This window comes from Undibacterium sp. GrIS 1.2, assembly GCF_040544435.1.
Classification (GTDB): domain Bacteria; phylum Pseudomonadota; class Gammaproteobacteria; order Burkholderiales; family Burkholderiaceae_D; genus Undibacterium.
The window spans coordinates 101,875-127,553 of record NZ_JBEONP010000001.1 but is presented as its reverse complement, the minus strand read 5'-3'; the positions used below and the strand labels follow the sequence as shown (position 1 = coordinate 127,553).

Annotated in this window: 20 protein-coding genes; 10 read left to right on the top strand and 10 right to left on the bottom strand. The window is 47.9% G+C overall.

All coding sequences use genetic code 11. From position 1 onward, the window contains the following. Positions 1–82 precede the first annotated feature (82 nt). The 9 genes from AAKU61_RS00530 to AAKU61_RS00490 all read right to left on the bottom strand — a co-directional run bounded on the left by AAKU61_RS00530 (position 83) and on the right by AAKU61_RS00490 (position 11,112). Positions 83–1,033: an alpha-E domain-containing protein gene (locus AAKU61_RS00530; RefSeq protein ID WP_354328784.1), complete on the bottom strand. Its 951-nt coding sequence runs from the start codon at positions 1,031–1,033 to the stop codon at positions 83–85. An 80-nt stretch (positions 1,034–1,113) separates the two neighbouring features. Beyond that, entirely contained in the window at positions 1,114–2,571 is a 1,458-nt protein-coding gene (locus AAKU61_RS00525; RefSeq protein ID WP_354328783.1) for a circularly permuted type 2 ATP-grasp protein, read from the bottom strand. 125 nt (positions 2,572–2,696) lie between these two features. Beyond that, positions 2,697–4,751: a sodium:solute symporter family protein gene (locus AAKU61_RS00520; protein ID WP_354328782.1), complete on the bottom strand. Its 2,055-nt coding sequence runs from the start codon at positions 4,749–4,751 to the stop codon at positions 2,697–2,699. Continuing rightward, positions 4,751–5,077 (bottom strand): DUF4212 domain-containing protein, encoded by a 327-nt coding sequence (locus AAKU61_RS00515; RefSeq protein ID WP_354328781.1) that lies wholly within the window; start codon positions 5,075–5,077, stop codon positions 4,751–4,753. The genes AAKU61_RS00520 and AAKU61_RS00515 overlap by 1 nt, the downstream gene beginning before the upstream one ends. A gap of 85 nt (positions 5,078–5,162) precedes the next feature. Next, positions 5,163–6,815 carry a sensor histidine kinase gene (locus AAKU61_RS00510; protein WP_503012562.1) on the bottom strand — a complete coding sequence of 551 codons (1,653 nt, stop codon included), beginning with the start codon at positions 6,813–6,815 and terminating at the stop codon, positions 5,163–5,165. Then, positions 6,812–7,534 (bottom strand): response regulator, encoded by a 723-nt coding sequence (locus AAKU61_RS00505; RefSeq protein WP_354328780.1) that lies wholly within the window; start codon positions 7,532–7,534, stop codon positions 6,812–6,814. The genes AAKU61_RS00510 and AAKU61_RS00505 overlap by 4 nt, the downstream gene beginning before the upstream one ends. A gap of 181 nt (positions 7,535–7,715) precedes the next feature. Continuing rightward, entirely contained in the window at positions 7,716–8,690 is a 975-nt protein-coding gene (locus AAKU61_RS00500; RefSeq protein WP_354328875.1) for a sulfate ABC transporter substrate-binding protein, read from the bottom strand. A 300-nt stretch (positions 8,691–8,990) separates the two neighbouring features. Continuing rightward, the gene (locus AAKU61_RS00495; RefSeq protein ID WP_354328779.1) at positions 8,991–9,944 is read right to left on the bottom strand and encodes a sulfonate ABC transporter substrate-binding protein; all 954 of its coding nucleotides are present in this window, start codon (positions 9,942–9,944) and stop codon (positions 8,991–8,993) included. A gap of 124 nt (positions 9,945–10,068) precedes the next feature. Next, the gene (locus AAKU61_RS00490) at positions 10,069–11,112 is read right to left on the bottom strand and encodes a LacI family DNA-binding transcriptional regulator (protein WP_354328778.1); all 1,044 of its coding nucleotides are present in this window, start codon (positions 11,110–11,112) and stop codon (positions 10,069–10,071) included. A gap of 290 nt (positions 11,113–11,402) precedes the next feature. On the opposite strand from AAKU61_RS00490, the gene AAKU61_RS00485 reads away from it, so the two are divergent. The 8 genes from AAKU61_RS00485 (at position 11,403) to AAKU61_RS00450 (ending at position 20,481) form a co-directional block, all read left to right on the top strand. Further along, a complete protein-coding gene (locus tag AAKU61_RS00485; RefSeq protein WP_354328777.1) occupies positions 11,403–13,727 on the top strand; it encodes a TonB-dependent receptor in 2,325 nt (774 codons plus the stop codon). 217 nt (positions 13,728–13,944) lie between these two features. Continuing rightward, positions 13,945–14,985, top strand: coding sequence for a sulfate ABC transporter substrate-binding protein (locus tag AAKU61_RS00480; RefSeq protein ID WP_354328776.1), 1,041 nt, complete (start codon positions 13,945–13,947; stop codon positions 14,983–14,985). Positions 14,986–15,099: 114 nt separating this feature from the next. Further along, entirely contained in the window at positions 15,100–15,753 is a 654-nt protein-coding gene (gene ssuE, locus AAKU61_RS00475; protein WP_354328775.1) for an NADPH-dependent FMN reductase, read from the top strand. 131 nt (positions 15,754–15,884) lie between these two features. After that, positions 15,885–16,925: a sulfonate ABC transporter substrate-binding protein gene (locus AAKU61_RS00470; RefSeq protein ID WP_503012561.1), complete on the top strand. Its 1,041-nt coding sequence runs from the start codon at positions 15,885–15,887 to the stop codon at positions 16,923–16,925. Positions 16,926–17,019: 94 nt separating this feature from the next. Beyond that, entirely contained in the window at positions 17,020–18,180 is a 1,161-nt protein-coding gene (ssuD, locus tag AAKU61_RS00465) for an FMNH2-dependent alkanesulfonate monooxygenase (RefSeq protein WP_354328774.1), read from the top strand. A 152-nt stretch (positions 18,181–18,332) separates the two neighbouring features. Next, a complete protein-coding gene (gene ssuC, locus AAKU61_RS00460; RefSeq protein WP_354328873.1) occupies positions 18,333–19,115 on the top strand; it encodes an aliphatic sulfonate ABC transporter permease SsuC in 783 nt (260 codons plus the stop codon). Further along, positions 19,115–20,158 (top strand): ATP-binding cassette domain-containing protein, encoded by a 1,044-nt coding sequence (locus AAKU61_RS00455; protein WP_354328773.1) that lies wholly within the window; start codon positions 19,115–19,117, stop codon positions 20,156–20,158. Before ssuC ends, AAKU61_RS00455 begins: the two co-directional genes overlap by 1 nt. 107 nt (positions 20,159–20,265) lie before the next feature. Then, positions 20,266–20,481: a TOBE domain-containing protein gene (locus tag AAKU61_RS00450; protein WP_322120047.1), complete on the top strand. Its 216-nt coding sequence runs from the start codon at positions 20,266–20,268 to the stop codon at positions 20,479–20,481. 88 nt (positions 20,482–20,569) lie between these two features. Here AAKU61_RS00450 and AAKU61_RS00445 read toward each other — a convergent pair whose 3' ends face one another. Beyond that, on the bottom strand, positions 20,570–22,780 hold the full coding sequence (locus AAKU61_RS00445; RefSeq protein WP_354328772.1) for a prolyl oligopeptidase family serine peptidase: 2,211 nt from the start codon (positions 22,778–22,780) through the stop codon (positions 20,570–20,572). A gap of 727 nt (positions 22,781–23,507) precedes the next feature. Here AAKU61_RS00445 and AAKU61_RS00440 point away from each other — a divergent pair. Together AAKU61_RS00440 and AAKU61_RS00435 are read left to right on the top strand one after the other, a co-directional pair. Then, on the top strand, positions 23,508–24,170 hold the full coding sequence (locus tag AAKU61_RS00440) for a response regulator (RefSeq protein WP_322120045.1): 663 nt from the start codon (positions 23,508–23,510) through the stop codon (positions 24,168–24,170). Further along, entirely contained in the window at positions 24,167–25,576 is a 1,410-nt protein-coding gene (locus AAKU61_RS00435) for an ATP-binding protein (protein ID WP_354328771.1), read from the top strand. The genes AAKU61_RS00440 and AAKU61_RS00435 overlap by 4 nt, the downstream gene beginning before the upstream one ends. The last annotated feature ends 103 nt before the right edge of the window (positions 25,577–25,679 follow it).

The following is a 25,679-nucleotide window of genomic DNA, read 5'->3' as shown; positions in this document are numbered from 1 at the left end:
TCGGCTGATTGTCCAAATATTCTTTGGACGATCTAAAATTACTACCATGGAGTATATTTTTTGATTCTTTATCGTTGGTAGATTACGCGGCAAGTGGCACCAGGAAGTTACGGCTGACACGATTGCCCAGTTCGAAAATCCTTTGCAAAAATTCTGTCAGCGTTTCATGCAAGCCTGCTTCGAGAATATCTTCAATGCAGGCAAATTGCAGCTCTGCATGTAGTTTGCCGGCAAAGCGTTCGGTATCGGCCGAGACATCATTGCTGACTTGCTTCAGGTTTTGTACCACCTCGTCCATGCAGGCCAATAAAGAACGTGGCATGTCCCCACGCAATATCAGCAGCTCTGCCACGCGCTCTGGCGTGATAACGTCACGATATACCTTACGATAAATTTCAAAACCTGAGACCGAGCGCAATAAGGCTGCCCAATAATAGAAATCTCTTTGAGTGGCTTTTTCACTGATGCCTGCTTCTTTGGCGCCATGGAACTTCACATCTAAGATGCGCGACGTGTTATCGGCACGTTCTAAAAAAGTGCCCAGACGGATGAAGTGGATTGCTTCATCTTTCAGCATCGTACCCAGCGTTACACCACGGGACAAGTGCGAACGGTATTTGACCCATTCAAAAAACTGGCTAGGGTCGTTTTCCAGCACGCCGCTGTTCAGGTGTTGCTGCATATCCAGCCAGGTTGCGTTTTGGGTCTCCCATACCTCGGTGGTTAGAGTGCCACGAACGGCGCGGGCGTTTTCACGCGCTTCGGTCAGACAGGCTGCGATGGACGACGGATTATCCGGGTCGCGCACCATAAAATCGAGCACGTCTTTCGCATTGAGTACACCGTATTTTTTATCAAATGCGGACTGCAATTCCGAAATGCCCAGCATCGCACGCCAGCCTTGCTCTGCACTCTCAATTGATTGCGGGAGCATCGATGTTTGAATATTTACATCCAGCATACGGGCAGTATTTTCGGCGCGTTCTGTATAGCGTGCCATCCAGAATAAGTGATCAGCGGTGCGGCTCAGCATAAATTTTCTCCAGCGCGGCAAGTTATTTGGGCATTCGATCGGACTTGATCCGGTCTGATATCAGCAAACGAATGAGGAAACTATTTTTCTAGTATCCAGGTATCTTTTGTCCCGCCACCCTGCGATGAATTAACCACCAGCGAACCTTCTTGTAAGGCCACACGGGTCAAACCACCAGGTACCATCGAGATGGTTTTGCCGGACAACACAAATGGACGTAAATCAATATGGCGCGGCGCGATGCCACTCTCAACATAAGTCGGACAAGCCGATAATGCCAGCGTCGGTTGTGCGATATAGCCGTCAGGTTTGGCGAGCAGACGCTGGCGGAAATCTTCAATTTGCGCTTTGGTCGATGCAGGTCCTACCAACATACCGTAGCCACCCGCGCCATGTACTTCTTTAACAACCAGCTCAGGTAAATGCGCTAAGGTATAGGCTAAATCTTCGGGTTTGCGGCATTGGTAAGTCGGGACATTATTCAGGATCGGTTGCTCAGTCAGATAGAACTTAATCATGTCCGGTACAAACGGATAAATCGATTTATCATCTGCCACACCGGTGCCGATTGCGTTTGCTAGGGTCACGCGGCCAGCGCGATACACCGACAACAAACCAGGCACACCAAGCGAAGAATCGGGACGGAAGGCCAGCGGATCGAGGAAGTCATCATCCACTCGGCGATAAATCACATCGACGCGTTTAGGTCCGCGTGTGGTGCGCATAAATACTGCGTTATCGTTGACGAATAAATCTTTACCTTCTACCAGTTCCACGCCCATCTGCTGCGCTAAAAATGCATGTTCAAAATAGGCGGAGTTATACATCCCTGGTGTCATCACGACGATCGTCGGGTCATTCACGCCGACCGGTGCAACCGAACGTAAATTATCCAGCAACATATCAGGGTAATGATCTACCGGCGCAATTTTGTTACGGGCAAATAATTCCGGGAAAAGTCGCATCATCATCTTGCGATCTTCCAGCATGTAGGACACGCCAGACGGTACCCGCAGATTATCTTCCAGCACATAAAACTCACCGGCACCGGCGCGCACAATATCGACACCTGCGATATGGGCATAGATATCCGAGGCGACCGAAATACCTTGCATCTCTGGCCGGTATTGCGCATTTTTATAAATTTGTTCAGCGGGAATAATGCCCGCCTTGATGATGTTTTGATCGTGATAAATATCATGAATAAACATATTCAAGGCTTTGACGCGCTGTACCAGACCAGTCTGTAAATGTGACCATTCGCTAGCAGGAATAATGCGGGGAATAATGTCAAAGGGGATCAGGCGTTCGGTACCGGCATCGTCGCCATACACTGCAAAGGTAATGCCGACGCGACGGAATGTCAGATCAGCTTCTGCACGCTTACGTTGTATAGTCTCTGGAGATTGCTGCTTTAACCAGGTATTAAATTCGCGGTAATGATCACGGATGTGATTTTCTATATTTGCTGCCGAGCCAGCTACTGAGCTTGCTGACTCTATGCCATCAGCAGCCATTTCATTAAAAAATTTTGCCATGATGCGGTTTCGCTGTTATTTGAGTTTTACTATAGTTTCAGTTTCTACTATCAAGAACTATGCCAGTGTATTTTTGGCATTGCAAAACATACTTCAGGTTACGTCGTCTTTGGATCAAACCTAGATCAAACATCAGGGGCACGAATATAATCAATCAAGTCCACAGTGCGAGGATCTGGTGCAGGTGTCATCAGGCTGATCAGTACCATGCTGATGATCCCTGCCGGCACACCAAATACCCCGGCCGAAATCGGAGCGATATGCCACCATTGATTTAATACACTACCACCGAATAGTGGATGTGTGTTGAGCATGTAATAAACACACACAATAAAACCGACGCTGATACCTACAATGGCACCTTGTTGGTTCGCACGTTTCCAAAAGATGCCCAATACCAGTGCAGGGAACAGGGTAGATGCTGCCAGCGAAAATGCCGCACCGACTAACGATAAAATATCTGCAGGCTTAAGCGATGCCACATAAGCAGCGACTAGCGCCACCACCAATAATAGTAGTTTAGAAATAGTCACCCGCTTTTGCGTCGACGCATTGGGGTCAACAATTTTGTAATAAATATCGTGCGACAGCGAATTAGAAATTGTCAGCAGCAAACCGTCCGCAGTCGATAAAGCGGCGGCCAGACCACCTGCGGCAACCAGGCCGGAAATGACATAAGGCAAACCTGCAATCTCAGGTGTCGCGAGCACGACGATGTCACCATCAATCGCAATCTCTGCAAGCTGGACAATGCCATCGTGGTTTATATCAGTAATATTCACCAGCGGATTGAGTTTGTCGATGCTGGCCCAATAGGTGACCCATGATGGCAATTTAGAAAATTCAGTACCGACCAGTGAGGTATAAATATCGTACTTCACTAAAATCGCTAGAGCAGGGATCGTGATGTACAACAGCATGATAAAAAATAGTGACCAGAAGACCGACTCACGGCTCTCCCTCACTGACGGCGTCGTGTAGTAACGGATTAGTACATGGGGCAAAGCCGCAGTACCCATCATCAGGCAAAATACTAAGGCCAAAAAATTATTACGCTTGATGTCAGATTCGTTTTTGTCTTTTGCGGCATACGGCATGTAAGTAGTGACGCTGGGTTCTGCGCGTGCCAGATTGTTATTCTTGGCATCAGTCCATCGCAGCTGCGCCTCTTGCGGTGTTTTAGGATAATTGCTTAATACCCGCGCTGCTGCTTTGATTTCGATCAGTGAGGCATTGCCAGATTTAAGCTCATCTAGCTGGTGTTGTAATTCCAACCGTCCCTCTTCCCATGACGCAGGCAGATGCTGGATTTTTTGCTGGAACACCTCAGCACGTTGTTTAAAAATAGCCCGGACTTCTTGTTCTTTGGGATCACTTGCAAACAGCTTTTCTTTAGCGCTTAATTGCGACAGTTTGGAACCGTAGGCAATTTGCGGGATCGGCATCTGGGTCTGTGTTTGAGCATGCTTCGCTGACAACCATGTGACCGGAATCATGTACGCAATAATGATGATGATGTATTGCGCAACCTGGGTCCATGTCACTGCCCGCATACCACCCAAAAAAGAGCAGACCAGAATACTTGCCAGACCTAAAAAAATGCCTATAGAAAAATCCACACCGGTAAAGCGCGAGGTGATTAAACCAACACCATAAATCTGCGCGACGACGTAGGTGAATGAAATGAAGATCGTCGCAATCACGGCCAGTACGCGCACGATATTGCTACCATTCGCGCCGGCATAACGGGTGCCTAAAAAATCCGCAATACTGTACTGCCCAAATTTGCGTATATAAGGTGCGATTAACAACGCAACCAGACAAAAACCACCGGTCCAGCCAATGATGTAGGCAAGACCATCAAAGCCCTGTAAATACAAGCCACCCGCAAGACTTAAAAAACTAGCTGCCGACATCCAGTCTGCCGCCGTTGCCATGCCATTAAAAACAGCGGGTACACGCCGGCCAGCGACATAGTATTCAGAAATATCCGAGGTGCGGCTCATGACGCCAATACCAGCGTAAATCACGATGGTAGAGAACATGAACAGATAACCTATCCAGGCACGGGGTACGCCTTCTTTTTCCAGTACCGCAAGGCTGATCAAAAATATGATGAACAGCAGCGTGTACCAGGCGTAATAGCGTGTTAGTCGCTTAGAAAATCCAGCCTGTGCCATTAGTGGCTGTCCTTTATTTGAGATAAATCAGGATTTTTTGCTGAAATTTCGGAGTGGTAAGCGTCTTCAACTTTACGCATCCAAAGTGAGAAAACAGCTAGTAAAGCGACATAAAATAAAGTTAAGCCTTGCGCTGCCATATAAAAAGAAAATGGCCATCCAAAAAAAGTGTAGGCAGATAATTCTCTGGCAAAAAAGAGAATGCCAAAAGTCAAAAAAAACCAGCTCATCAACAAAAATGCAGTCAGGTATCTGGTACGCCGCCAGTGAGTAGCCGCAGTAGTTTTTGATTTGTTCAGCGGACTGATACTTTTATCAGTTTCCATTTCAAGGCTTTCAGGTCTTGGAGTCTAAATATTATTTGCGGATTATTTCTAAAATTTGACTAGTATTAAGATATTTGGTACTAAGCTAGCTAATATCCCCAAGCAAACTGGCATGTGGATTCATCTGAAATGACACCCGGAATATGCAGCCTGGATAATGCGGATTTTGATTGCGTGGATTCGCCATAATGTCGATAGGCGCATTATGTTGCTGAGCAATTTCGCGTACGATAGAAAGCCCTAATCCGCTGCCTTGTACATTGTTATCCAGAATACGATAAAAGCGTTCAAACACATGCTCATGTTCTGATACCGGAATCCCAGGTCCATTGTCTTCTACTTCCAATATCGCCAGCGCCTGCTCTTCACTCACCCGGATTCTGACGGTGACGCTTAAACCTTTTGGTGTATAGCGAATCGCGTTATCAATCAGATTGCTTAATAACTCGCGCAGCATCAGCGGACTGCCAAATATAAAAACAGGAAAATCTGGTTGCTCTAATCCCAGATCAATTTCATAAGAGAACGAGGTCTGTATCCAGTCATGTACGGTGCTGCGTACCAGCTCACATAGCTCAATCGACTCTAAGGGTTTGGTGGCTGGCGTTTGATTTTCTGCCCTTGCTAAAGTCAGCAGTTGGTTGATCAGGCGGGTAGCCGCCTCCGAACTTTTAGCTAGCTGCAAAAGTGAACGATGGATTTCTGTCTGATCGGTCTGGCGCAAGGCTAATTCAGATTGCATGCGCATACCCGCCAGCGGAGTTTTCATCTGATGTGCTGCATCAGCGATAAAGCGTTTTTGGATGACGATGGTTTGCGCTAAACGTTCTAACATCTCATTGAGTGAGCGCACCAGAGGCGTGATTTCTTCCGGTACGTGGCGCGAGTCTATCGGGCTAAGATCGTCGGGCCGCCTGGCGCGTATTCTATGTTGTAATTCGGCTAGCGGCGATAGTCCGCGACTCAAAGCAAACCAGACTAAGGCAAGTGCTATCGGCAAAATAATAAATTGCGGCAGGATCACGCCTTTGATAATTTCATTTGCAAGTACGGCGCGTTTTTCTAAGGTCTCCGCAACTTGCACTAAGACTAGTTGGGATTCTTGTACTTGGCTTGAAGGTAGTGCTGCTTGCCCAGATTTATCTCCCGAATGATCTACTGAATTTCCAGTTAGTTTCGCGGCTACTTTCGCACTGATTTCTTTGTTAACTTTGTTCAGATTGATGTAGCTATATGCGACCCGAATATCGATGCCGTGTAAGTACTCATTTCTGATTTGTACGGTGCCCGGGGTAGGGCGGTCGTCTTCGGCTGGCACGGGCAAATCTTTATCGCCATCGATCAGATCGCCTTTGCTATTTTTGATCTGGAAATAAATACTATCCAAATCATCTGCCCGCAAAATGTCGCGGGCAGGGTTAGATAATTGCGTGACGACTTTGCCATCGACTTCTTTAACTTGCTGTGACAGTACCAGCACATTGTCTTCCAGCGCCCGGTCAAACGGTTGATTAGCAATCGATTTGGCGACCAGATACGTGATGGCGATGCTCATAGGCCAGAGCAATAACAGCGGTGCCAGCATCCAATCGAGAATTTCGCCAAATAGCGAGCGCTGGATTTTTTCTGGTGGTTGGCTGTGACTATTGGTATCGGCGTTTTTGCTGCCATGCTCACGAGCAATATGCTCCGGCGCTTGCGATGTCATCGCTACTTTTGCGCCGTCGTCATCCATCATGCTTGATCGTTAGTTGGTGTGGTGGTGGCAGTGGGGTTCGTCGAGGCAGCGACAAAAAACTTCTCCAGACAATATCCCAAGCCGCGTACTGTGGCGATGCGCACACCATCGATTTCAATTTTTTTTCTTAAGCGGTGGACGTAAACTTCAATCGCGTTATTACTGACTTCTTCGCCCCACTCGCACAGGTGATCTACCAACTGTTCTTTAGAGACTAATCTGCCTGTTCTTTGCAATAAGACTTCTAACAAACCCAGCTCCCGTGCAGACAAATCCAGCATTTGCTCATGGATGTAGGCAATTCTACCGACCTGGTCATAAGTCAACGGTCCGTGTTTGATCACGGTAGGGCCGCCACCGGCGCCGCGTCTGGTTAATGCTCTTACTCGAGCTTCCAGTTCTGATAAGGCAAAGGGCTTTGCCATGTAATCATCTGCACCCAGATCCAAGCCTTTGACGCGTTGTTCAATGGAGTCCGCGGCCGTTAAGATTAGCACCGGCAAATGGGAATTACGCGCACGCAAACGTCGCAATACTTCTAGCCCGCTGAGTCGTGGCAGACCTAAATCCAGTATCAGCAAATCAAAATCTTGGGTCGTTAAAGCCGTATCCGCTTCTTCGCCATTGGCGACACAATCGGTGGCATAGCCAGACTGCCTGAGCGAACGGGTCAGTCCGTCGGCAAGTACGCTGTCATCTTCGGCGAGCAATATGCGCATGGGGTATTTTCTTATAGTGTTTGTCTCTCAGCTTAGTTTATTGCGTTTGGCGGACTTTGTCACAGCAAGATGCGTGGTCTGCTGTGACAAGCTCTAAATGAATGGTCGCGGTCTCTTCTCGATACCAAAATGCGACAATTTGACGTAAGTCCGATTGGTATTCTTTCCGGAGATGAGCTGTTTACCGATGCGATTGAAAAATCTTGTCGAATTCGCCACCATCATCAAAATGCTTTTTCTGCGCATTTTTCCAGCCACCGAAAACTTCATCTACGGTAAACAAGGTAATTGGTTTAAACGACGCCGCATGTTTTTTTGCAGCGATCGCCGAGCGAGGGCGTAAGAAATGCTTGGCGATAATATCTTGACCTGCTTCCGAGTATAAAAATTGCAGGTAAGCCGTTGCTTGCTTGCGGATATTTTTCTTGTCCACGACTTTATCAACAACCGCAACGGGCGATTCTGCCAGAATAGACGAGCTTGGATAGACCACTTCAAAATTATCACCAAACTCATTGCGTACTAGCTGTACTTCATTCTCAAATGTCACCAGCACATCGCCGATTTCACGTTGGGTGAACGTAGTGGTGGCGCCGCGTCCGCCACCATCAAGTACCGGTACGTTTTTAAATAGTTTGGAAACAAAATCACGCGCCTGCGCCTCAGTACCGCCTTTTTTAATCACAGAACCCCATGCCGCCAGATAGGAATAACGACCATTACCTGAGGTCTTAGGATTAGGAATAATGACTTTCAAACCTGGTTTGATCAAATCATCCCAGCCAGCAATTTTTTTAGGATTACCTTTGCGTACCAGATATACCATGGTGGAATAAAACGGCGCTGCGTTATTTGGAAAACGTTTTGCCCAATCAGCGGCAACTACGCCTTGGTCGGCCAGGAAATCAATGTCATTAGCCTGATTCATGGTAACGACAGACGCCTCCAGACCATCGACTACCGAACGCGCCTGTTTGCTGGAGCCGCCATGCGATTGGTTGACGGTAATGGTTTCGCCTGTGGTTTTTTTCCACTCAGCGATAAAAGCCGGGTTGATCTCTTTAAACAATTCGCGTGTAACGTCATAAGACACGTTAAGCAATGCAGTATCGGCGTGGGCAGCAGGTGCCACCATGAAGATCGATCCCAATAACATTGCACTTGCCAGCAAAGGACGCACTGTGCGCTTCAGCACTGTTGAGTGAAATAGTGCAAAAGGGAGTTTGTTAACTTGATGAATGGACATACATTTTCCTTCGTAAAAAAACTGAACTCATGAGAAAGACGATTTATTCTTAAGTATTCAATGAATGTACTCCCATTAAGTATATTTAAGTTATCCATATAAAGTCTGGACAATAGGCATTATTTTTTTAATTTATAGGGGAGTATATTAAATTTTTTAATTTTCAGTACTTAATCGAGGTGGCTGACTTTCCTAGGCTTGTCCTAAGTCTCACTTCGCTGACTTCGCTGGCTTCCAGTTCCATACCTTATCACTGACCTTGATAGTTTTGGGAATCAGCTTTAATTGCGTGAAGATATCTGCCACGCGTTGCTGGTTGGCGATGATCTCTGGCGTGATCGGCGTCACACCGTAATGTGTACGGCCTTGCCAGATAGCGACGATATCCGGTTCCAGCCCCAATTGCGGGGCGATCAACTCTACGACTTGTTGAGGATGCTTGTTTGCCCAGTCACCGACGACAGCAATTTGCGCCAACAGAGTAGAAACCAGATCGGGCGACTGTTCTGCAAACCTGCGTGACGCCTGATAAAAGCCATTAGTCTGTTGCAAGCCATGATAATCCGTGAGGATGCGCACCTGGTACGCCTTTTGTGCCGCCGCCAGATACGGGTCCCAGACTATCCATGCATCTACATTGCCATTCACAAAAGCCGCTCTGGCATCGGCTGGTGTCAGGTAGATGGCTTGTACATCGCTAGGTTGCAAATGCACATTTTGTAATGCGGCTACCAGCAAAAAATTAGAACTGGAACCTTTTTGCAAGGCGATTTTTTTCCCTTTTAAATCAGCCACTGTTTTAATCGCAGAGTCCTTTTTAACAAAAATCGCCTCTGATGAGGGCGATGCAGGTTCTGCGCCAACATATACCAGATCAACTCCGGCAGCCTGCGCAAAAATCGGCGGTGGTGCGCCAGTATTGCCAAAGTCGATGCTGCCTGCATTGAGTGCTTCCAATAGCTGTGGTCCTGCTGGAAATTCTATCCATTTAACTTGATAAGCTTGCGGCGCTAGAGCTTTTTCTAAAGTGCCTTGAGTTTTTAAGATGGACAACAAGCCGCTACCTTTTTGGAAGCCGATACTGATGACTTTGTTGGATTTAGATTGTGCCAGGCCAGAAGCACTGATTACAAGTAAGAGTAGAGTGAGAAGAATTTTTTTCATAGCAGTGGTAGTCAAATAAGTAGTTAAATCAGTCGTCAAATGGCGCGTTAAAAATAGTAGGCAATGAAGTCGGTTTTTATTATGTTTTGGTATTGATGTATTTATGCTCTTAAGCCCATAGCTGTTAAGCGCTTTCACGTTGTATCAGTTCACAGGTCAGGCGGTTTAAACGCTGGACTTTTTTCTCAACCGGAATTTCCCCCAGAGTTTCCAAAATACGTAGGGCAGCGATTTCTCCCATCTCTTTTGCGGGTGGTCTTATGGTGATCAGACTGGGTAGCAGCAACGACGACATTGCATAATCACCAAAGCCTACAATCGCGCAATGTTCAGGCATACGCAGGTTAGCGCGCTGTCCCGCTAAAATGGCGCCGGCTGCCAGATTGTCATTGGCAAAAATAATCGCTTCCGCAGGATGCTTACGCATGGTCAGCGCATCAATAGCTTGCTTGCCTGATTCAAACGGAGCCGCTTCATTCGGGATAAAAATCCAGGGCTTTAAACGGTGTTCTTGCATCACCGCGACATAGCCATCGCGGCGGTCTAATGCGCTGATATCGCCAGCAATACTATTCTGTACAAAGGCAATCCGGCGATAGCCTTTGTCATACAAATATCGTGCGGCCTGCTGCCCCACCTCGTAGTGCGAAAATCCGACCTGTATTGGCTTTCCGCGCGGCTGATAATCCCAGGTTTCTACTACCGGAATACTTGCTGTAGCGAGTAGTTGTTCGGTTGCTTTGGAATGGTATTGACCAGTCACCACCAAAGCAGCGGGCGACCAGCCCAGAAACGCCCGGACCGCACTTTCTTCCTGCTCAATCGAAAAATAACTCGATGCCAAGAGCAACTGATAACCGTGCTGACTCAGCACATCGCTAAAGCTTTGGATGGTATTGGCAAAAATCGGTCCTGAGATATTCGGAATCACCATACCAATTACCCGTCCACGCGTAGATGCCAGACCGCCCGCCACCATGTTGGGGACGTAATGCAAAGCAGTGATGGCTTTGGCAATCCGCAGGCTTAATTCGGCGGATACTAAATTGGGTTGTTTTAAAAAACGCGATACGGTAATTGAGCCCACTTCTGCCAGACGTGCGACATCATGAATTGTCGCTCTGCCAGATCCACGCCGCTTACGGCCGCTCCCATTTTGATCGCTCATTACGGCTTATTCCTAAATGACATATCGATGATCTTTTTAATTCTTTGACTTCAACTTCTGCCTAATTGACACTTCCTGAAACTTCTGACGGTACCGGTACCATAAAAAGTGTAGCAGAGCCGACACGCGAGAGAAAGTTGATTCTTCGGTTAAGAAAGTTGATTTTTCTTATAAAGGAAATCATCAGGATATTTGATTTGCATATGTATATAAGACGTGTCAGCCGCATTGCACTCTCAGGACTCCAGCAGAATTTTTCACTATCTAAATACAATTAAGGGAATCAAGAAATGAAGAAGAGAAGTGCATCTGCAAAAAATAGTATTCAAACTCCATCGAGTCAATTCGCCCATTCATCCCGTCTGAAATTTCAGTTGAAAAAAAGTATATTACTGACGAGCGCCTTCTTTTCTGTCGCAGCGGGTGCGGCTGAAACTAATGTCGCTATTGGTGCTTCTATTAATGCAGCTACCTCGGACAATGATTCTGGCGCAGCGCCTATCATCACCGTGACGGCAACCCGTCGCAATGCCTCTCTGCAATCGGTGCCGATTGCGGTTTCGGTACTAGATGGTGATGAGCTGGAGCAATCCAATCGGACTAGTATCGACAGAATCGTGGCTGAGATTCCTAGTGTTAATTTTAGGCAGCAAGGTGGGAATAAGGATTCCACTATTTTTGTGCGTGGTATTGGTACGATTTCGACTTCGCCTGGTGTTGAGCCCACAGTATCAACCGTGATTGATGGCGTCGTGTATGCGCGTCCGGGTCAGGCAACTGTTGATTTGCTAGATATCGATCACATCGAAATTTTGCGCGGCCCACAAGGAACATTATTTGGTAAAAATGCTTCATCCGGCGTCCTCAGCGTGACCAGCCGTCAGCCCACGTCACAAACTTCTGGCTATGTTGATGCTTCTTATTATCAGAGTAATGAGCAACGTGTCCGTGCCGGTATTTCCGGCACTCTGGTACCAGAGGTAGTGAAAGCTTCTTTTACGGCCTTATATGCTAACTACGATGGCAATGTCAGCAATGTCGCCAGCGGTGAAAAAGTCAACGGCTATGATAGACAGGGTGCTCGCGTTAAATTCTTGATTACGCCCAATAAAGATACGGATATCACCTTAATTGCTGACTACCTTCGCTCTACAAGCTCGCCATCATTTACCGCCTATAAATCCTATAGTCCTGCGTTCACTCAGGCGATATTTCCGGCAACGGTTGCGCTAGATAGCCGCCAAGTTAACGCTGATATCCCTAGCGATATTCGTGATATTAATAAAGGCGTATCGGCACAAGTCGATTGGCGCAACGCTGGATATACGCTGACCTCAATCACTGCCATCAGAAGATGGGACAACACGCAATACACGACCACGTCGGCCATCGGTAATAGCGATAATGTGAATCGTATTTCTGCCAACTTCCCAGCGACCCGCGATATCGGTACAGTGGCTTTTGATCAGATTTCGCAAGAGTTAAGGATTGCGTCTCCCAAAGAGCAGTTCATCGATTACGTCGCTGGGCTTTATTATTTGCACGGTAAGGATAGCGAAACTTATCGTCGTATCGTCTCTACCAGTGCAGTTAGTGCCACTAGTCCCGATCAGGGTTATGCGGTGTATGGTGTAGGCAGCGATAGCTATTCGGCCTTTGGTGAAAGCACTATTAATTTCTCCTCGATTTGGCGTGGAATTGCCGGACTGCGCTGGACACATGATGAGTTATCTTACGACCATCAACGTACATCAACCAAGGCAACAGCGTTTGCCGGCGTGCAGCCTGGCGCACAGAATAGCGGCGACACCTCAGAGAATGGTGTATCTGGACGGGTTGGTATTCAAACGGATCTAAGCCCAGACGTGGTTGCCTATGCGACCTATTCACGTGGTTATAAGGGGCCGGCATATAACGTATTTTTTAATATGCTAAGTCGGGATACTTTGGCGCTAAAGCCGGAAACCTCCAATTCATTTGAGGTCGGTCTTAAATCGACCGCATTTGATAAACGTCTGACTCTGAATCTGGCTGTCTTCAAAACGAAGTATGCCAATTATCAGGCTAACTTTTATGACACGGTTGCAGGTGCTGTCGTAACACGGCTGATCAACGCTGGTGATGTGTCTACACAAGGTATTGAAATCGACCTGACAGCACGACCGGTGGCACGTTTAACCCTGTCAGGATCGTTGGCCTACACCGATGCGACGATCGATCAGTTCAACTGCCCGCCAGCGGCAGCAGCATCTTGCAATCTGAATGGTAAGACCTTACCGTTTTCTCCTCACGTAAAAACCTATACAAGAGCGAGCTACGCCATTCCTTTGCAAAATGGTTTGAATACGGATTTATCAGTCGATTACGCATGGCAAAGCAAAGTGCAATATGACTTGTTCCAGTCGCCAGACGCGATACAGGGCTCGTTCGGGATTCTCAATGGCAGCATCGCCTTGTCATCGCTCAACAATGGATGGCGACTCGCTCTGGTCGGTAAAAATCTGACGAATAAATCCTATGCTACGAACTTAGTCGCCAATGCCAGTTATGTCACCCGCGCGGTTCCAAGGGATGACGAGCGCTACTTAGGACTTAACTTGCATAAGGATTTTTAAGATGTGCCACGGTCACCATATCGTGGCCTGGCGTCATCCTGATGTGGATTTATATGTCGGTCTAATTACCGTGTTCTTGCAAGTGACCCAAAAAAAGCAGAGCGACTTTTTCTATATGCGTAAAAGTCATATTAAAACGCGAAACTATTCGTTCTCCTTTTATTCTGGCCGTTTTACTCTTCACTTCTCGAAAAATAATTTAGTTCAAGGACTGTAGATGAAACTGCCACGCATCAATTCCCTTAAAAAGCTCATTTTAGTAAGTTCATTGTCAATCGTTGCCGCTGCTGGCGGTCTTTCCGGTATTGCCCATGCCGCTGATGTTACCTTGCTCAATGTCTCTTACGATCCTACTCGCGAGCTGTATCAGGACGTAAATCAGGCATTTGCCAAGCAATGGAAAGCCAAAACTGGTGACAACGTCAGTATCAAGCAGTCGCATGGAGGTTCTGGCAAGCAAGCTCGCGCGGTAATTGATGGTCTTGATGCCGATGTCGTGACACTAGCATTGGCCTATGACACCGATGCGATTGCAGCCACAGGTTTGCTCGACAAAGCATGGCAAAAACGCCTGCAACACAATAGCTCGCCATACACCTCGACGATTGTTTTTCTGGTACGCAAAGGTAACCCAAAGGGAATTAAAGACTGGGCCGATATTATTAAGCCGGGCGTCTCGGTCATCACACCTAATCCTAAAACTTCTGGTGGTGCACGCTGGAGCTATTTGGCCGCATGGGGTTATGCGTTGAAGCAGCCGGGCGGTAGCGAAGTCACAGCAAAAGAGTACGTATCTAAAGTGTTTAAGAATGTTCCTGTATTGGATTCTGGTGCGCGCGGATCAACCGTCACATTTGCAGAACGCGGTATTGGTGATGTGCTACTGGCTTGGGAAAACGAAGCTTATCTGGCGCTTAAAGAATTCGGCGCAGATAAGTTTGAAATCATTACGCCGTCCATCAGTGTCCTGGCAGAACCACCAGTTGCCGTGGTCGATAAAGTTGTCGACAAACGGGGCACGCGTAAAGTTGCTGAAGCGTATCTGAGCTATTTGTACAAGGAAGAAGCACAAGAAATTATTGCTAAAAACTACTACCGTCCAACCTCTGAAAAAGCAGCACAAAAATATGCCAGCAATTTTGCCAAGATCAAGTTGTTCAATATTGATGACACTTTTGGTGGATGGACTAAAGCACAAAAAACACACTTTGCTGATGGCGGTATATTCGACCAGATCTATCAACCGAGTAAAAAGTAATTACGTTGAATTGACGCAAAATGATAGCCAACGTAGCGATAGATTTTTATCCGGTTCGATCATTTTTCGTCTGTTCCAAATTCACATCAGCAGACTGAAAAAGAGCATTTCATCATGACCATTTTATTACTCTCAGGCAGCCCATCTACACCTTCACGTTCCAGTCGCCTGTTGCATTTTGTCGGCGATAAGTTGAGTGAGCTTGGTCATCATGTGATTCATATTTCATTGCGTGATTTACCTGCGCAGGCTTTGCTACATGCAGATTTTAAAAATTCTGAACTGGCAGCGATTCGTCAGCAGATTGCAGAGGCAGATGCCGTCGTCGTGGCAACGCCAGTTTATAAAGCCGCTTACAGCGGTTTACTGAAATTATTTTTAGATATGCTGCCACAAGACGGGTTAAAAGATAAGCTGGTCTTGCCCATCGCGACCGGTGGTAGCCAGTCACATATGCTGGCACTCGATTATGCCTTGCGTCCGGTACTGGCAGCCCTAGATGCCAAGCATATTCTGCCCAGCGTTTATGCCACAGATGCTCAGATTGTATGGTCCGAGCAAGACGGTTTAAGACTCGATCCTGCTATCGAAAAACGTCTGCATATTGGCATACATCAATTGAATGAGGGATTGGCATTAAGTGAATTCAATCGCCTGAAATCTACTACGGCTTTGCCATTAGCGCCAGTCGCAACTACCGCAGTTGTAACTCATACCGCTGATCTCAATCGCAGTCATGCAGCAGAAAAGGTGCCCTGTACGGCTTAGTTTTTGATGGCTAAGCATCGTTCTTAGCGCGCCACTTGATTCATGTTGTAGTTATTTAGATGTTACCTATGCCGCTATAGATACTGCGGCAGGGATCATTACATCTCAACCCAGACAAACTAGAAAATATCATGAGTAAAGATCAAAAAAATCAGCATCAGCAGTTGTCAGTAATCTCAGTATTATCCGGTGGGCAGCAGGCAAAACGTCGTTCCCTGACGACGTTATCAGCAGCAATTGCTGGCGTCATGGTTGGCGGCTCATTGAGCGTATTTCCCTCATTGGCATCGGCCCAGGCGAAAACGGTATTACGTATCGGCTATCAAAAATACGGCACGCTGACCTTGTTAAAAGGGACGGGCGCATTGGATACCCGTTTGGCGGCACAAGGTATCGACGTTAAATGGACTGAATTTCCGGCAGGACCGCAATTGCTGGAAGGTTTGAATGTCGGCAGTATTGATTTTGGTACCGTGGGCGAAGCGCCACCGATTTTTGCTCAGGCTGCGGGAGCTGATTTGCTGTATGTCGGTAACGAACCGCCAGCGCCAGGTAGCGAAGCCGTGATCGTACCGAAAAATTCTCCATTAAAAACCGCAGCCGATCTCAAGGGTAAAAAGATCGTATTGAACAAAGGTTCCAATGTGCATTATCTGCTGGTCAAAGTGCTGGAGAAAGCTGGTATTGCCTACAAAGATATTGAAGTGATTTACCTGGCACCAGCCGATGCCCGCGCTGCCTTTGAGCGTGGCAGCGTCGATGCCTGGGTGATATGGGACCCATTTTTAGCTGCGGCGCAAAAGCAATTGGATGCCCGTATTCTGGTCGATGGCAAAGGTATCGTCAGCAATCACCAATTTTATTTAGCTGCCCGTCCGTACGCGCAAAAGCATCCGGATATTTTACGTGTCGTCCTGGAAGAAATTGCTAAAGTCGATGAGTGGGGCAGTAAAAATCTGAAAGAAGTCACTGCCGTACTGACGGCACAATTGGGTTTAGACGCTTCTATTGTTGATCTGGCGACCAAGCGTTTTAGTTTTGGCGTCAAGCCGATTTCAGAGCAAGTCATTAAAGAACAACAAAGTATTGCAGACGCCTTTTTTGATCTGAAGTTGATTCCTAAAAAGATCAGCATTAAAGATGTCGTCTGGTTGTCACCTGGCACGAAGTAATCCACATCAGCTCAATCAAGATTAACAATGTCGCACTCAGATTTTCATACTAAAAATTCGTTAATGAAGTCGTCAATATTTTCAAGGATTTATCATGAGCTTTAATGTATTTTGGTTTATTCCCACTCATGGCGATAGCCGTTATTTAGGTACGGCCAAAGGTGCACGCCAGATCAATTATGACTATCTGCGTCAGATTGCGGTTGCTGCCGATACGCAGGGTTATGACGGTGTTTTGTTACCGACAGGACGTTCTTGCGAAGACGCTTGGGTAGTCGCTTCCAGCTTAATTGGTGCGACAAAAAATCTTAAATTTTTAGTAGCGATCCGTCCCGGTCTGAGCTCCCCTGGCTTATCAGTCCGTATGGCATCCACCTTTGATCGTTTATCAAATGGACGCTTGCTGATCAACGTAGTAACTGGCGGTGATCAGGGCGAATTAGAGGCCGATGGCTTGTGGGCAGATCACTCTGAGCGTTATGAAATCACTGACGAGTTTTTGCGGGTCTGGCGCGGCTCTTTAGCGGGCGAGGGCGCAGACGGTGCTAGCGGCGGTTTTGATTTTGATGGAAAACATATCAAGGTCAAAGGTGCAAAAACCTTGTATCCGCCGGTGCAAAAACCTTATCCGCCGCTGTACTTCGGTGGCTCGTCTGAGGCCGCGCACGAGCTGGCAGCCGAGCAGGTCGATGTATATCTGACCTGGGGTGAACCACCGGCAGCCGTTGCCGAAAAAATCAGGGACATGCGTGCACGCGCCGCCAAATATGGCCGTACTTTGCGCTTTGGTATCCGCTTGCATGTGATTGTGCGCGAGACCAATGACGCCGCATGGAAAGCCGCAGAAGAATTGATCAGCCATGTAGATGATGCGGTAATTGCCCGCGCGCAGGCCGCTTTTGCCAAAATGGATTCAGTCGGTCAGCAGCGCATGACTGCCTTGCACGGCGGTAAGCGAGACAAGCTGGAAGTCTCCCCTAACTTGTGGGCAGGCGTGGGTCTGGTGCGCGGTGGAGCCGGCACCGCATTGGTGGGCGACCCAGAAACGGTTGCAGCCCGCATGCAGGAATATGCCGATTTAGGTATTGATACCTTCATCCTGTCTGGGTATCCGCATTTGGAAGAATCTTATCGTTTTGCCGAGTTGGTATTCCCACTGATTGGTAAAGCGCCAACTGCGGAAATCAGTACGTTGACCGGGCCTTTTGGCGAGATTATTGCCAATAGTATTGAGCCCAAGGTCTCACAAAGTTAGATTGGTGTTAGAGAGAAACTATGGAGCCCTTCATCACCGAAGTGTCAGATCAGATCGTTTTTGCTAGTGGCAGGCAATCTCGTCAGCCTCCGCAAGCACAGACTAATAATGCCTTGGCAGGCAGTGGATTGGGTTTGCAACTAAGTAAGTATATGAAAGCAGTAGCCGTTTCGTCCTTGCGTTCATTATTACCTTGGGCAGTGCCCGTGCTCTTGATCGGCCTCTGGCAATTTGCGGCGCAGGTTGGCTGGTTGTCCAGCCGGATTTTGCCTGAGCCTTGGGCAGTTGCAAAAGCCTTTTGGACGCTGGCGATTTCTGGTGATTTGTGGCTGCATACCAAGACCAGTTTGTGGCGTGCAACTTCTGGATTTATCGTCGGAGGTGGTCTGGGTTTATTGCTGGGTTTGCTGACAGGCAGCTTTAAAATTGCTGAGACTTTGCTGGATACGACTTTACAAATGATACGTAATATCCCAGCGCTGGCCTTGATTCCGCTAGTGATTTTATGGTTTGGGATAGAAGAAAGCGCCAAGTTATTTTTAGTATCGATCGGTGTGTTCTTTCCGATTTATTTAAATACTTTTCACGGCATACGTTCAGTTGATAAAGGTTTGATCGAGATGGCGCAAAGCTACGGCCTGTCTGGCTGGCCGCTGTATCGTGATGTGATTCTGCCGGGTGCGCTGCCCTCCATTTTGGTTGGGGTACGGTTTTCACTCGGTCTGGTATGGGTCTTATTAATCGTGGCAGAAACTATTTCTGCTCAAGCTGGGATAGGTTATATGACCATGAATGCACGTGAATTTTTACAAACAGATGTGGTACTGGTCGGGATACTTTTATATGCCTTGCTGGGTAAGCTGGCAGATGTGTTGTCCCGCGCCTTAGAACATCATTGGTTGCGCTGGCATCCCGGTTATCAAAGGAAAATATGATGAATCGCTATGCATTAATCCCTCGCTATACCCCAGAAAATACGTCGCCAGAGCACGCGGGTTTGAGTAATACAGCTCCTACAAGCAAGAACTTGGTTACGAATAGTGTCCACAATATTAGCGCGTTGAAGAAGGAACTCAAGGAGGAACTGGATAGAGACTGGAGCAACGCTGCCGCTGCGCAATGGCCTGATGAAAAACTATTGTCAGATCCATCCGGCGCACCGGAGCTGCAAGAAGCTCAAGCCAAAGGCGCGGCAATACAACTGCGCGGTATTAAAAAAGTGTATGGCGAAAGACAAGTACTAAAAGCGCTGAACCTGGATGTAAAAGCGGGAGAGTTTGTCGCCGTGATTGGTCGCAGTGGTTGTGGCAAGAGCACTTTGTTGCGCCTGATTGCGGGTTTAGAAAAGACAGACGGCGGTGAGATCAGTTTTAATCAGGGGCAAAAAAAGCCAGAGACCCGCGTGATGTTTCAAGATTCCCGCCTGCTGCCGTGGAAAAATGTACTTAGCAACGTAGCGCTGGGTCTGGAAAAAAGCAAGGGTGCGCTAGCCGCAAAAAACGCGCTGGGAAAAGTCGCATTGTCGGAACGTGCGACAGAATGGCCATCCGTGTTGTCTGGCGGTCAGCGTCAGCGCGTTGCCTTAGCACGCGCCTTGGTACACGAGCCAGAGTTGTTGCTGTTGGACGAACCCTTAGGCGCGCTGGACGCATTAACCCGCATCGAGATGCAAAGTCTGATTGAAGAATTATGGTTGCAGCGTGGCTTTACCGCTTTGCTGGTCACGCATGATGTGCAAGAGGCGATCGCCTTGGCTGATCGGGTGATTTTGATTGAAGACGGTCAGATCACCTTGGATGAACGGGTGAGTTTTGCCAGGCCACGGGCACGCGGTAATCCAGCTTTTGCCAAATTAGAAGAACGGATTTTAAAACGGGTTTTACGTCATCCGGCATCTGTATTAGATGGGGAGCCGGACAACACACCAGGTGATGTTTCTTTACTGCGCACAGTCAATCAGGTGAGTTGGGCGATTTAGATACTGGTAGTGGGTATTTTAAATTGTCCAGGTATTGTCTGGACAATCTGGTGATTTTTGTAATTTAACGGGGGAGTATCTTCTTATTCATCTTCATAGGAGTTATGATGAGCATTCAGGCAATCAATGTACGTAATCAATTTCGCGGCAAAATCAAAGCGATTATCGAAGGATCTGTGGTCTCAGAAGTCGATGTGGAAACCCCGGCAGGGATTGTGACTTCTGTCATCACCACCCGCTCAATCAAAGATTTGGGCTTGGTCATCGGCACGGAAGTGGTCGCGCTGGTGAAGGCGACTGAGGTATCCATCGCTAAGTTATAAGTTCTTCTTGCGTCAAACACAAAAGCCCACGCATCTGTCAACAGACGCGTGGGCTTTTGATTTTGGCTTACTATCGTTGTTGGTGAGGTCAGCTTCTGGCGCTGGTAGTATTGCAAAAATTCACAACGAAACTAAAAATATCCGCATACTTTTCCATCGCATATTTACGGCTCGTGGCGAAGTGGCCAGAGTCGTAATCTACTCGCAGCAAGATCGGTGTACTCGCCGCGTTGGCTTCTTGCAAGCGCGCTGCAAATTTACCGATTTGCCATGGCTCGACGCGTAAATCATTTGCGCCTGTGAGTAATAAGGTGGCTGGATATTTGACCCCATCGCGCACCGCATGATACGAATCCATCGCTAGTAGCGCGTGGAACTCGTCTTCCTTTTTTACGGTACCAAACTCGACATCATTGCCCGGACCATTGGAGGTCAGTTCAAACCGTAAGGTATTGAATGCGCCAACTTCTCCGATGGCAGCGCCAAAGAGATCAGGTCGTTCCGTCATTGCTCGTCCCACCATGATCCCACCAGCTGAGGTGCCCCACAGCGCGACCTGTTTTATCGAGGTCCATTTCTCTTTGATCAAAAATTCTGCGACATCAATCGCATCCCGCCAGGTATTGGGCTTGGTCGCTTTTTGTCCGGCACGATGCCAGTCATCACCAAGCTCGCCGCCGCCGCGCACATGCGCGTACACGACCAGCCCGCCGGCATCTAATAAAGACAGCATCGAACTGTTATAGCCAGGGTCCAGAATAGAGCCGTAAGAACCATAGGCGATCAGCAGCACAGGCCGGTGACCATCACGTTGCGTATCTTTGCGCAACAAAATCTCTACCGGTACTTTTGTGCCATCTCTGACACTGACCGAGGTGCGGGTGGTGAGAAAATTCTTGGTGCTGTAGGGCGGCGCTTTGACCAGTTCTACGCTGGTAGATGTGAGCATCTTTCCATCCAGATGATAGGAGGTAGCAGGCGTTGTCAAATCATCGATCAGATACCAGAGACCGGTATGGTCAGGATTAGTCGCCAGACTCCATACCGAACCTTGCATCGGCATGTTGATTTTATCGAGTTTGCCCTTGGCGGAGAGTCGCATCAATCCACTGACACCATGTTCAAAGGTGCGGACATAGACGCCATCTTTTGCAGTGATAAATTCGTTGATGACGAAGCTGCCTTGGCTGATCACTTTGGTACTGGCATCGATCTTGCCGTTTTGGGCGGAGAGTTTATGCATCTCACCGCGATCAGCCCGTCCGTTGGCGAGAACATAGATATCGTCGCCAACAAGTTTGGCTTGTAGTACGCCATCTTTGCGGTTGGCGACTTTGCGCCATGCTGGTGACCCCTTCAACAAATCATCGTAGCGGCACACGTAGAGCGAGGCGATTTCATTGCCGTTACAAACATGGCTAGCCAGAACCCATTTGCTATGTGGTGCACTTGCCAGATGCGGCTGGTCATCTTCAATTTCTTCAAAATCTGGCCCTTCGCCGCTACGGAATAATTCAACATCCTTGCCTGCTTGTTTGCCTGCTTGATCGATACGATGCAGCCAGCAACTGCCGCCTTTGCCAAATTCTAGCGTACCGGGAACCGCATCGGCTCTCAGACGGTAATAGAAAAATCCCTTGCTATCGGCAGTCCAGCCAGTCCCGCGTGAAAAGATGCGGCTCACTTCTGTGGTGTCGCCCGTACTGACGTTGAGTATATAGCTGGTGGTTATTTCTGAGCCACCCTCAGAGACGCCATACGCCACATAATCGCCGCTTGGCGAGGGCATCGCATAATCCATAGTACGCGTGGGTTTTCCGGCTTCTACACCGACGGAGGGATCAAAGAGCAAACGCTCTTTGCCTCCGCCATCTCTGACAAACAGCGCGATTACTTGCGATCCTATAACCCGCTTCGAGATAAATAATTTATCGCCGGCGGATTGTATAAAGCCCAGCGTGTCCACTGCTTTGGTATAGGTCTCTAGCGACTTCATGAATGAGGCTTTGGCTGGCAAGGCTTCTAATGCGACTCGGGTGTAATTATTTTGCTCTTTAAGCCAGGTAGTCCATTCAGTGCTTGCAGGTTTTTGTTCCATCCAGCGGTAGGGATCAACAATTTGCATGCCCCAATAGGTATCGGTGACCGGTTCTTTTTTTGCAATCGGTGCCATCGCCAGCATGGCTTTGCCCGCACTGCTATCGGCAGCGAATGTTTTGCCCGAGACAAATAACAGACTGACCGCGGCGCTCAGCAGCGTGCGTCGTTTAAAGGAGGGGGAGTTTTCCACTGTGTTCATGCGTTTTCCTCAAAAAATTGAAAAGAACAATTGAAAAAATGAGTCTGCTTAGGTGTGTTGAAACCAAAACGGGAGGACACAAACCACAACACATGGAACCAGAATTGCCACCCTTAAATCCCAGCGATGCTTCACTGAGTCATTTAATTTGTTAAATATATTGCAACTAAAAGAGTTTATCAAGCGTCTTTTAATGTATTGATTCATCGAACAAAATGATGTTCTTCGGAGCAAGCTTTGAATGCTCTCGCGTAAATGAAGTTGATGCTGGCAGGGAAGAATTGAGGAACAAAGATGCATGCAAATTAACGCGTTGCCAGATTCTATTAATTAATACTGCATAGGAGTATTTTAAATTATCCATATATTAATTGGACAATGAGCGTTTTTTTATGAAAATTAGGGGGCGTATACGAAATAGTGCTCCCTTTGATCGAATCCGTGATGGCGATGAGACTGTTCGCCGGATGGCGTTCGGCTTAGCTTGCCGTTCTTGCCAATTGTCTTGGATGTTGTTGTTTTTTTGTAATTGGTTGGCATGCTCATCGTTGTTCGCCAAACGATGAGTCGCAAGCTAGCAACGGGATGGGGTAATCGAAAGACGCAGTTCGACAATGGCATGAAAAAAAATGACGATGCATCGTTCGTCTTTGCGATTCGCTTACAATCCGCACATTGCTAGCAATCTGACTAGCTGCCTAATCTGCCGCAAACATTTTAAGAAAATATGAAAGTTCTGTTAGTCGAAGACGATCCTATGATTGGCGAAAATATCCAGATCGCGCTGGAAGGTGAGGCGATTTTGGTGGATTGGCTGACCGATGGTGCCGCCGCAGAAAACGCCTTACATCAGCACGCCTACGATGCCTTGCTACTCGATCTGAGTTTGCCCTCACGTGATGGCATGGACATTTTGCGTCAACTGCGTTCCCGCGGAGATGCGATCCCCGTGCTGGTGATGACAGCACGAGATACCGTCCCGCAGCGTGTGTTAGGTTTGCATAACGGTGCCGATGATTATCTGGTCAAGCCGTTTGATCTGGATGAGCTGATCGCACGCTTACATGCGCTGGTGCGCCGTGCCCGCGGACGGGTTGAACCTCTTTACCAACATGGCGATGTGCTGATCAATGCGATTACCAAAGAGGTTAGCAATAGCCAGGGACAAGTGATTTTGTCTTCGCGGGAGTGGGCTATTCTTGATGCGCTGATCACCAGACCCGGTGCGATTTTATCCCGTGGTCAGTTGGAAGAACGTTTGTTTGGCTGGTCGGGCGAGGTAGAAAGTAACGCGGTGGAAGTGTATATCCATGGTCTGCGTAAAAAGCTCGGTCAAAAATTTATCGTCAACGTGCGTGGTGTCGGCTATATGCTGGAGAAAAGCCAATGACGCCGATCAACACCGTCAAAGTGACGCGTTTGTCGTCCGTATTCCGCTCGTTTCAGTCATTTAGTACTTTTCGATCATTAAGGGTACGTCTGATTTTGTTATTTGGCGTTGCGATTTTTTTGGCTGCCGCGCTACAATTTGCGACGTCATTTCAGGCGGCGATGCGGCAGGCGAACAAACTATTTGATTACCACATGCAGCAAATGGCGCTGGCCTTGCAAGACAGAGATTTTGATGAGGCGCAGTGGCATACGATGCCCGGGATCGAAAGTAATAGTTTTGATTTTGTCGTACAAGTCTGGTCCGATAAAGGCGTGCGTGTCTATCAATCGCACACCTATCGTTTTTTGCCAAAGCAAGCGCCGCTGGGCTATTCCACCGTCACACTGGAAAATGGTGAGTGGCGGATTTATGCGGCACAAGCAGATAATCATGTCGTCCAAATTGCCCAAAAAATTGATGCACGCCGCAACCGCGCTTTGTCCTTGGTCACCAGCTCGCTGTGGCCGATTATTCCGGTATCGCTGTTATTGTTTGTCGCGGCTTGGTGGTTGGTGACCGCGGCACTCGCGCCGCTGAACCGGATCGGATTAGAGTTGGCTAACCGAAATGCCGATTCGATAGAGCCGGTATCCGATACCGGGGTGCCAGAAGAAGTATCTCTGCTAGTAACCGAACTAAATTCTTTGCTGGCGCGCATGCTACAGGCATTGCAATCGCAGCAGCGATTTGTGGCAGATGCCGCGCATGAATTGCGTTCGCCTATCACGGCGCTGCGCTTGCAAGTACAAACTCTGTCACGTTCAAAAGACGATATTGCGATTTCGCAAGCAGTGGGGCGCTTACTGGGCGGCGTCGATCGCGCCTCCCGATTGGTGGAGCAATTGCTGGCGCTAGCAAGGCAAGATCCGTCTTCTCAGAATGGCGAGTTGAGCAGGATTGCATTGACTTCTTGCGTTGAGCAGGCGATCTCAGACCTCGGCCCATTCGCGTTGTCTCGCCATATCCAATTGCATAGCAACACGCTAGTGGATTCTGGATCAAACTCAGAACCGGATATTGATATTTGGGGCAATGCCGATAGCCTGCGCATTATGATTTGTAATCTACTGGATAATGCTATCCGCTATATTCCTGAATCTGGACAAGTACAACTTGATATCCTAGCCACGGCGAATAAAGTCACACTGACTATCCAGGACTCTGGCAGCGGTATCCGACCGGAAGAACGTACTAGAATCTTTGATCGATTTTATCGTGTGCCTGGTACCTCACCCAGCGGTAGCGGATTAGGATTAGCGATTGCTAAAACGATTGCAGACCGACATAAAGCGACGATCAGCTTGGCAGATTCTAAGCTTGGTGGTTTGTCTGTGCAGATCGACTTTCCCGCATTGCCTGACTGAGATTGCTCGTCGTATCATCAATCTTTTTTTTAAAAAATCGCCTGCATTTAAGTTTCGCCTAAGTCTTTTATTGGATCATTGGCGGTCTTTAAAGATGATACCG

Bases quoted from the DNA above. Each gene is read 5' to 3' on its own strand.
- AAKU61_RS00530 (WP_354328784.1), bottom strand. From the start codon at position 1,033: ATGCTGAGCCGCACCGCTGATCACTTATTCTGGATGGCACGCTATACA.
- AAKU61_RS00525 (WP_354328783.1), bottom strand. From the start codon at position 2,571: ATGGCAAAATTTTTTAATGAAATGGCTGCTGATGGCATAGAGTCAGCA.
- AAKU61_RS00520 (WP_354328782.1), bottom strand. From the start codon at position 4,751: ATGGCACAGGCTGGATTTTCTAAGCGACTAACACGCTATTACGCCTGG.
- AAKU61_RS00515 (WP_354328781.1), bottom strand. From the start codon at position 5,077: ATGGAAACTGATAAAAGTATCAGTCCGCTGAACAAATCAAAAACTACT.
- AAKU61_RS00510 (WP_503012562.1), bottom strand. From the start codon at position 6,815: ATGATGGATGACGACGGCGCAAAAGTAGCGATGACATCGCAAGCGCCG.
- AAKU61_RS00505 (WP_354328780.1), bottom strand. From the start codon at position 7,534: ATGCGCATATTGCTCGCCGAAGATGACAGCGTACTTGCCGACGGACTG.
- AAKU61_RS00500 (WP_354328875.1), bottom strand. From the start codon at position 8,690: ATGTTATTGGGATCGATCTTCATGGTGGCACCTGCTGCCCACGCCGAT.
- AAKU61_RS00495 (WP_354328779.1), bottom strand. From the start codon at position 9,944: ATGAAAAAAATTCTTCTCACTCTACTCTTACTTGTAATCAGTGCTTCT.
- AAKU61_RS00490 (WP_354328778.1), bottom strand. From the start codon at position 11,112: ATGAGCGATCAAAATGGGAGCGGCCGTAAGCGGCGTGGATCTGGCAGA.
- AAKU61_RS00485 (WP_354328777.1), top strand. From the start codon at position 11,403: ATGAAGAAGAGAAGTGCATCTGCAAAAAATAGTATTCAAACTCCATCG.
- AAKU61_RS00480 (WP_354328776.1), top strand. From the start codon at position 13,945: ATGAAACTGCCACGCATCAATTCCCTTAAAAAGCTCATTTTAGTAAGT.
- ssuE (WP_354328775.1), top strand. From the start codon at position 15,100: ATGACCATTTTATTACTCTCAGGCAGCCCATCTACACCTTCACGTTCC.
- AAKU61_RS00470 (WP_503012561.1), top strand. From the start codon at position 15,885: ATGAGTAAAGATCAAAAAAATCAGCATCAGCAGTTGTCAGTAATCTCA.
- ssuD (WP_354328774.1), top strand. From the start codon at position 17,020: ATGAGCTTTAATGTATTTTGGTTTATTCCCACTCATGGCGATAGCCGT.
- ssuC (WP_354328873.1), top strand. From the start codon at position 18,333: ATGAAAGCAGTAGCCGTTTCGTCCTTGCGTTCATTATTACCTTGGGCA.
- AAKU61_RS00455 (WP_354328773.1), top strand. From the start codon at position 19,115: ATGAATCGCTATGCATTAATCCCTCGCTATACCCCAGAAAATACGTCG.
- AAKU61_RS00450 (WP_322120047.1), top strand. From the start codon at position 20,266: ATGAGCATTCAGGCAATCAATGTACGTAATCAATTTCGCGGCAAAATC.
- AAKU61_RS00445 (WP_354328772.1), bottom strand. From the start codon at position 22,780: ATGAACACAGTGGAAAACTCCCCCTCCTTTAAACGACGCACGCTGCTG.
- AAKU61_RS00440 (WP_322120045.1), top strand. From the start codon at position 23,508: ATGAAAGTTCTGTTAGTCGAAGACGATCCTATGATTGGCGAAAATATC.
- AAKU61_RS00435 (WP_354328771.1), top strand. From the start codon at position 24,167: ATGACGCCGATCAACACCGTCAAAGTGACGCGTTTGTCGTCCGTATTC.